This window comes from Mesorhizobium sp. M7A.F.Ca.CA.001.04.2.1 (genome assembly GCF_003998485.1).
GTDB classification, from domain to species: domain Bacteria; phylum Pseudomonadota; class Alphaproteobacteria; order Rhizobiales; family Rhizobiaceae; genus Mesorhizobium; species Mesorhizobium ciceri.
On sequence record NZ_RZQT01000200.1, the window covers coordinates 1 to 8,093 of the forward strand.

At 59.9% G+C, this 8,093-nt stretch carries 4 protein-coding genes and 2 pseudogenes; 2 read left to right on the forward strand and 4 right to left on the reverse strand.

Translation table 11 applies throughout. The annotated features are described in order from the left end of the window. Positions 1–57: 57 nt before the first annotated feature. The 4 genes and pseudogenes from EN955_RS32560 to EN955_RS32575 form a co-directional block, all read right to left on the reverse strand. A complete protein-coding gene (locus tag EN955_RS32560; RefSeq protein WP_024505849.1) occupies positions 58–1,413 on the reverse strand; it encodes an NAD(P)-dependent oxidoreductase in 1,356 nt (451 codons plus the stop codon). A gap of 342 nt (positions 1,414–1,755) precedes the next feature. Continuing rightward, positions 1,756–2,823, reverse strand: coding sequence for a UvrD-helicase domain-containing protein (locus tag EN955_RS32565; protein ID WP_024505848.1), 1,068 nt, complete (start codon positions 2,821–2,823; stop codon positions 1,756–1,758). A 709-nt stretch (positions 2,824–3,532) separates the two neighbouring features. Further along, positions 3,533–4,053 (reverse strand): annotated as a pseudogene (locus tag EN955_RS35995) (OB-fold nucleic acid binding domain-containing protein); the annotation flags it as partial. A gap of 303 nt (positions 4,054–4,356) precedes the next feature. After that, positions 4,357–6,277 (reverse strand): annotated as a pseudogene (locus tag EN955_RS32575) (potassium transporter Kup). A gap of 975 nt (positions 6,278–7,252) precedes the next feature. On the opposite strand from EN955_RS32575, the gene EN955_RS35930 reads away from it, so the two are divergent. Next, positions 7,253–7,534, forward strand: a complete 282-nt coding sequence (locus EN955_RS35930; RefSeq protein WP_024505846.1) for an AlpA family phage regulatory protein — start codon at positions 7,253–7,255, stop codon at positions 7,532–7,534. Next, a partial coding sequence (locus EN955_RS32585; RefSeq protein WP_164760235.1) for a hypothetical protein occupies positions 7,528–8,093 on the forward strand: 566 nt, incomplete at its 3' end. The genes EN955_RS35930 and EN955_RS32585, both read left to right, overlap by 7 nt.

An 8,093-nucleotide genomic window follows, 5' to 3' on the forward strand; every position in this document is an offset into this window, starting at 1 on the left:
AATCCTTGATGCGTTTGCGTGCGGCTTGCTCCAGTGCGGTCCGCTGATCGAGGGTATTCATGTCAATTCCTCCGTATAGGGGCAAATTAGGTGCGGTACAGTTCTCATCGGCGGCGCAATTGCCGCGGCTGGTTTTATAAGCGGTTCGTTGCTGTATTGCTGAGCATGGGTATCCGACCATGCGGAGGCGCCTACGCTCCAGGTAATAACGTCGCAGATCAGAGCATCGCTCAGGCCCATGCCGCGCCCAAGATCAAACGCCTCGTCAAGGATCAGGCGATTGACGTGGGTGAGTTCGCCGACCAGCGACCTGAGCAAACGAATCTGGATGTCACTGAGTGAGACGTCGCCGAGCGGAAACACGTGCTCACGCTTCGGTTTGATCCGTCCGACGGGATCGGTAAGGAATTCCTGGTCCGGCGGATGCGCGGAGTCGGCACCGTATTTGGATGGCGCGCGGTAGCCCGGCACTTTTAGTCGAACGCCGAAGACCACCTCCGCCAGTTCGACGACACGCAGATGGCTGTCGTATCGGTCGAACTTCCGTCCCGCCTCGCAATAGCGCCTTTCGACCGCGCGCCCGATCGGCAATCCCACGCCGAGTTCGTCCGCCAGCTGAACGGTCAAGCCCATGTCCTTCACCGTGATCTCCAAAGTGCAAGAGCGATCGTAGCTGCCATCCAGGAGAAATGGGACGAACTGCTCGACTGCAACGGAGTTTGCGGGCGACGCGACAAACTTACGCCACGCCTGCTGCGCTGGAACGCCCTCGCGCACACTTCGGCAGAGCGCATGGCCGCTTGCAACAGCCGCAGCGTAAAAGAGTAGATTCGTCAGTAATTTGACTGATTGGCCCTGACCGATGTCTCCGACATGGAAGGAGATGGATCCCATGATTTGCAACACCTTCCCGCAACGCTCATAGGCCTCCGGTGGCCCGCCGACGAAGAAGCTGACATTGGCGAAATCGACTCCCATGTGGGACAGGTTGCTCACGGGCGCTTCCAGCGAATGCACGCTAATTGCTGCCGCCCGGCGGGCGATCTCGATCGTATTGTGGTAGTCGGTAGTGGACGTATCGATCCATACGCTCCCCGGTGCCATTCCGGCCAAAGCGCCTTGCTCGCCAGTCATGTTGTCAAAGACGTCGTGTGGCAGCGGCAGGCAGGTAATGACGATCTCGCAATCGCGCGCCGCGTCGCGTGGTGCGTCATGCCACCGTGCTCCCTTTTCGACCACGTCTTTCGCAGCCGCGGGATCGATGTCGTAGACGTCCACCTGATAGCCCGCATGCAGGAGCTTTGCGATCATTGGTCGCCCCATGCTGCCCGTACCAATGAATCCTACGCGTTCAACGTTGCGGAAATGAGCGGCGCTTACAGCCTCTGCGGCACACACTTGGGTTCCTTTCATAAGTACAGTCGCGCTATTTTATTGGTTTGCGCGCCAAAAGAGGACCTTATCAAGGCAATAAAACACCGGGCTTACGGTAGAAGCAAGGGGAATATATGTGAAAACTGTTTACATTTTTATTTCAACCTTACTTCACTTTGTTGGCGGCAAGTTCGCAATTGGCAATCGTATAAGAGTGCGGGTAGGGCAACGGATCGCTCGCATCTTGCGCACCGAGCCATGACGTGAGTCTGGTGGGCGTCCAAGCGCCGGTTTGGCCCTTAAAGGTCGCCGAGCGTGATGAAATTCACGCTGAGTCGGCGCCCCGATGTGGTTCGACAGCGCTGGGTACATCGCCGCTTCTCAAATGTGTGGAACTTCTGCAAGCTGGGGCGGGCGTCCTTCAACCTCCTTAATGATGCCCCGTCCAAGCGGTGAAACGTCGTGACGCGGGACTCCAGCGCGCTTTCCTCGATGTAGCTGTCCTGCGATCCCGGTCTTGAGTTCATCTGCTGCGCTCTTATTGAAGGCCAGAAGCAGGATCTCATCGGGCCGGTAGAGCTGCCTCTCCAGGACATTGGCCACCTTGCAGACCCTGGTCGCGGATTTGCCCGACCCGGCCGAGGCGACGAGCAGATTGTTGTCCTCCAGGCGGATACATGCATCGCGTTGCTGATCGAAAAAGGAGTCGAAAAATGGCTGGAATTTGCGCACCTCCGCGGCAACGAACGCTTCATTGTAGGCGTGGCGAACCCCCGGGTCAGTCAGCATGGCGAACGAAGCCGGCAGGGACGCCTTGAGCCCGGCCGGCGATGCCGGCGACGGTCCATTTGGCGACCGGATCGTAGGCGGTGAAGTGCTTGACGGCCTTGCCGGGGCGAGATTGACGAAGACGGTGTCGATCGGACGATCTGGCCGGGCCATTTCGACTTGAGGCCCTTGGGCAGGCGTCTGGCGTAGCGCTTGCCGACAAGGCGGAAGCGTCGGCCACCGGGCTTGCGGCGCAAGGTCGGGACCGGCATGACTAGACCGCGCCGCATCAGGCTGGTGAAGATGCGGCCGATGGTGGAGATTGAGACCGCAACGGCCTCCGCGGCGGATCAGCCAGGCCAGCTTTCGCTTGCCCCACATCGGTTTGTCGCCGCGCAACTCCTCGACGGCTTGCACCAGCGCCGGGCTCCATTGCGGCCGGCGAACCCGGCGCGGCGGCGATCTGGGTTCGGGCTGTTTGGCCCAGCGGTAGAGGGAGGCGCGCGAGGCACCAACGGCTTTGGCCGCGTCACCGGCCGACAGGCCGGCGGCGCGTGCGCTTTGGCAGCGCCTGACGGCGTCCATACGGATCGCGGCTTCATTCGATAGGGATTTCGCCGCGATCCGTGACGCCAGAGCACCGGCTCTGATAACATGACGCGGCAGGCCAAAAACCTGCATCGGGGGTTCTCCTGAAGTTTGATCTTCGCAACTTCAGCTTCGGAGACCCCCGAACTTTTCTCAAGCCATCCGTCTCACATCTGTCTGGACCTGCACACCCAGAATACGCCAGTCAGTGAGCTGCTTCGATTGTGTCTCAGAACATCGTCAGGCTGCGGTCATTGGTTGTGAGTTGATAGACACCGCTTGGAGGTGAGCAAGTGGTTCGAGAGTGTTCACAACCCCTTGCGAGCCTTAGTGTGTTATGCGTGGTAGGCTGGCTGAACGAGATCACCGCCGAGCAGGTGGGCGCCGGGACCACTTCGATGTTACATCGCCGTTCCGTCGACGCTCGGGTGGAACGGCCTCCCGGCCAACGGCCGCCGGCCCCGAGGCAGGGCTCATCGAGATGATACGACCGCCTTGGAACAAGATGGGGTAGAGCAGATGAAGCGTTGGCAGCGTGTCTCCATCGACGCGAGCGGGGAGGATGGGATCACGATCATTCGCATCACGCGCGGCCGCAAGGGCGACGCCATGGCTACGTTGGAATCGTTGAAGTGGTTTGAGCTGGACAGTCACAAATACACCGGTTACGCCCCGGCTCAGGAAACGGGGCGGCGTCCAGCGGTGGAGGTGCTCGATGAGTTAAAAAGGTGCGGGCAGTCGTTGCGCTTGAGAGCGACGACATTTGGGATCCGGCACGGGGTGACCTGCTGCCAATCGGCAGTTAACAGGGTCCGACAAAAGTGTGCACAACATGCTGCTGAAGTGGCCTCCGGAGGCGCTGCCGGAAGTTACGCGTCTTGACCTTGATATGGTCGATATGGTCATACTGCATCGACGATGTCGCGCCCCTTCGGCATGCCGCGCGGATCAATGCCCGATCCGCCGTGATGAGCCTCGTCCCTCGGCTGTGCGGCAACGGAAAAGGCGTCTTGCGGTTTCCCACGCTGGCCAGCCCAGCCGACAGATCGGTCAGCTCGTGGGCGACGAGGTGCACCACCTCCTCTTCCGTCGGATGCGTCCACGGACGCCGAGCATGGCCGAAGCAAGAAGCACGCGCCGGAATTTCTCGAGAGATCTTGGCCCAGACGACGACGTTTGCCGCACCCGTCTCATCCTCCAGAGGAACATGAAGCCTTTGGCCGAGCCCGGCCGCTGCCGGACCAGCACCAGGCCGGCGGCCTCGAGCCAGCTTCTGCCTCGCGCCTGCATAGCATCCTGACAGGTCACGGTGCGGCGCCGGTTAGGCGGCACGCCGATTTTGGCAACGCTAGCCTGTGAACTGGAGAATGAAGGTCGGACTTGCGGCACATCGATTACGTTCAAATGATAAGTGCTGCCCGGCGAGGTCGTTTCAGCGCATCTCGACTGATGGGTCGGCAAGACAATGCGGAACGGAAATTATCGCAGGCGTAAAGGACGGCTTTCGGGGCCGGAAGCTTCGGGCCTGGAACCGGACCCCAGTTTGGCGCAAGCATCGTGGCCTCCGCCCGGTCAGGCATTCACCGGCTCCCGAAATGCCAATTGATTCTGCTTAACCGGGCATGCCTAAACGGCCACTTGCGTTCCGATCTCGACCACACGTCCGGTCGGGATCTGGAAATACTCGGTCGCGTCGGCGGCCGTGCGCGCCAAGCCGATGAACAGCTTGTCCTGCCACACCGGCATGCCGGAGTTGGGTGACGCCTTGAGCGAGCGACGCGACAGGAAGAAGGACGTCGTCATGATGTCGAACTTCCAACCCTGCTTGCGGCAGATCGCCAGCGCACGCGGGATGTTAGGCTGTTCCATGTAGCCGAAGGTCAGTGTCACGCGCATGAATAGCTCATTGATCGTTTCCATCTTGATCCGGTCGCTGTCGGGCACCACGGGCTGCTGCGCCGTCACCACAGAGAGGATGACGTTCTGTTCGTGCAGCGCCTTGTAGTGCTTCAGGCTGTGCATCAGTGCGGTTGGCGCACTGGCGGGATCACTGGTCAGGAACACGGCCGTACCGGACACCAGCTGCGGTTTCTTCTTCAACAGATTGCCCGCAAGGAAATCGAGCGGAATCTCGTTCCTGCGCGCCTTGTCGAATAGATACCTGCTGCCTCTTATCCAAGTCCACATGGTCATCACGATCACTGCGGCAATGGCAAGCGAGGCCCAGCCGCCTTCGAATACCTTGACGATATTAGCTGCAAAGAAGCCGGTATCGATCAAGACGAACACCGCCATTAAGGCTATCGCGACGCCGAGCGGCCATTTCCAGATGCGCGTCATCACAACAAAAAGCAGTATGTTCGTCACCAGCATATTGCCGGTCACCGAAATACCGTAGGCCGAGGCCAGCCGGCTGGATTCGCCGAAGCCGACCACCAGCAGCATCACCACCAGCGCCAGCATCAGGTTGATGCGCGGCAGATAGATCTGGCCCGACTGTTTTTCCGACGTGTGCTGGATGACGAAACGCGGCAGCATGTTGAGCTGTACCGCTTGCCTGGTCAGCGAAAAGGCGCCGGAGATCACCGCCTGGCAGGCGATCACGGTCGCCGCCGTGGCAAGCACGACCATCGGAATAAGCGTCCAGCCCTGGTTCATCTCGAAGAACGGATGACCGACAACGCCGCCATTTGCCCAGCACGAAGGCGCCTTGCCCGACATAATTGAGCAACAGACAAGGGAACACGATCGCCAGCCAGGCGAGCACGATCGGCTTGCGGCCGAAATGGCCGAGGTCGGCGTAGAGCGCCTCGGCTCCGGTGACGGCGAGGAAGACTGCACCAACCGTAACGAAGGCGACGTCAGGCGAGTTGACCAGGAACGACACGATGTAATGCGGGCTGATTGCCAGCAGGATTTCCGGATCGTCCATGATGTGGTTGAGCCCGAAAAGGCCGATGGCCAGGAACCACAGCGCGGTAACGGGTCCGAACACCAATCCTACGCCGCCGGTGCCAAACCGCTGTACCGCAAACACGATCGCCAGGATGGCCAGTGTCAGCGGCACCACATAGGGCTGGAACGTCGGCGTGACGACATTCATACCTTCGACCGCCGACAGTACCGAGATTGCCGGCGTAATGACGGCGTCGCCAAAAAAAAGCGCCGCGCCGACGATGCCGATGCCGAGGATCACCGCCGAGCGGGTCGGGAAACTGTTGCGCGCCAACGCCATCAGCGACAGCACCCCGCCCTCGCCGCGATTGTCGGCACGGAGCACGAACATGATGTATTTGATGGTGACGGTGATCGTCAGCGACCAGATGATCAGCGAGAGTACGCCGAGGATGTCGCCACGGTTGGCGACGTTGCCACCGGCCGATGCGTGCAACGCCTCGCGAAATGCATAGATCGGGCTGGTGCCTATATCGCCATAAACGACACCTAGTGCGCCCAACATCAGCGCCTTGGTGCTGTGCTGCTCGACCTCAGAATGGCTCGATTGTTCGACAGGTTCTGCCTCGTTACCAGCATTGGTAAGGGCCATGGACGACACTCCGATAAGCGCGCGGTGCTCTACGCTTGCTGCACTGCAATATCAAGTTCCGTCACGTAATGTCTGCCGTCTCGCCTGTCGTTGCTCGCCTTGGTAGACTCGCCAGCCCGCAGCCCTACCGAGCAGCAATAGCGCCCCGGCAGAACCCTCAATCGCCCAGATCAATGAATGGTTATCGCCCACAGTGCCCCCCCGCGATGCGGCCGATGGCGACCAGGGTGTCGTGGGCGCACAAGGATGGCGCTTTCCTGATGACGCCGTGCCCCAGGTGTGATCGCACCGTTGCTGCGCAAGCCATTTACTTGCTCGTCCCAGCGAGGACCGTGGCCAACTGGAACGCAGGGCCACGCCGCTCACCGGCCGCACTTTGCGGCGCAGATAACGATTCGATCTCCACGGCGAGATTCTGGTTGAAGAAGCCACCAAGCTTGTCGAAGGACACACGGTCGTAATATCGACATGCCAGTATCCGCAACCCAGAAAAGCTCCTTGGGCTCCGCTGCGCGCGCCACGAACAACCCGATCTTCTCTTCGAAGAGGACGCCGTAATCCTTCAGGTTGGAGCCAAACCGGGGGGCGGCCGTGACGTATGGGCGAAGGGCTAGGAGGCGGGTTCGGTGAGGAACGGCATTGATGTCCACGCCGTCTCCTGGAAAGACAGAGGAATGCGGTGTCACCGACTGGCGCCGGAGGTTGATCCGGTGATTAGGAGGAGCACTCGTTGTCGGATTCTCGACGATGTCGGACATCTGACACAACGCTGCCAGAGCGATCGCATTGTTCCGAAACGATTTTCCCAGTTGGCACGACAATTGCGGTCCTATGCGCAAAAGCACTGCGATGCCGCACCGACTGGAAGAACTCATCAATGATCACGCTTTTCGAACATGTGGGCGCCGCTACCAACACTAAGCGTTCCCGATCAAACGGAAGCCTCTATCCCTTCTTTCTGAAGGCTGTCCGGACATGAACGCATTTGATGTCCGTCCAACGCTGGATGCTCCCGACGACGATCTCTATCTTTGGCTTGAAGATGTGGAAGGCGAGCGGGCACTTGCCTGGGCCGCCGGCCAGTCGGCAAAGACCCTGAAGCACTTCAGTGGAACGCAGTTCGAGCGCGACCGCGCGACTCTGAAGGCAGGCCTGTTCCCTAAGCGGCGTCGCATCTCCCCCGGCCGAGTCGCATGGCTTGAATCCGATATCAGGGCTTGGATGGAAACTAGATCTGAGAGCCGCACCGCATGGTAGCCACCCAATATCTGCCGCTTGTGGCGCATCACGAAGCCGGGCACGCGGTGGCCGCCATCGTTTTGCACCGTCAGGTGTTCGACGACGACCGTGAACTCCCTGCTTTCTCAAGTGTTAGTATTTACCCCGACGCCGGTGACGGAGAGTGCGGTGGTGTTGTCGAAGGCGCGGGTTTTTATTCAGCGCAAGGATTCACCTCGAAGCGAAAGCCGATTTTCGAGGACGATATGGATCGACATTTCCAACGCGATGAAGCGATCCAAGAGATAGTTGCGTATCTGGCAGGTCCTTTTGCAGAATCCGCATTCGAAGGCTATCTGGACCCGCGCGATATGGCGATGAATGCGTCCGATGGGAATGAGGGGAGCAGCGACTACGCGGATGCCAAGCGAATCTATGGTGAGTTGCGGTTCCTGATGCCGCGCCGCCCCCGTTGGAGGCGGATCGAAGATCGCACGGCCCGGCTAGTACTCGATCACTGGTCAGCCATCGAAGCATTGGCCGCGCATTTGCTGGTCAAGCATGATCTCCAATTCGATGAGGCTCTGACGATTGTTGC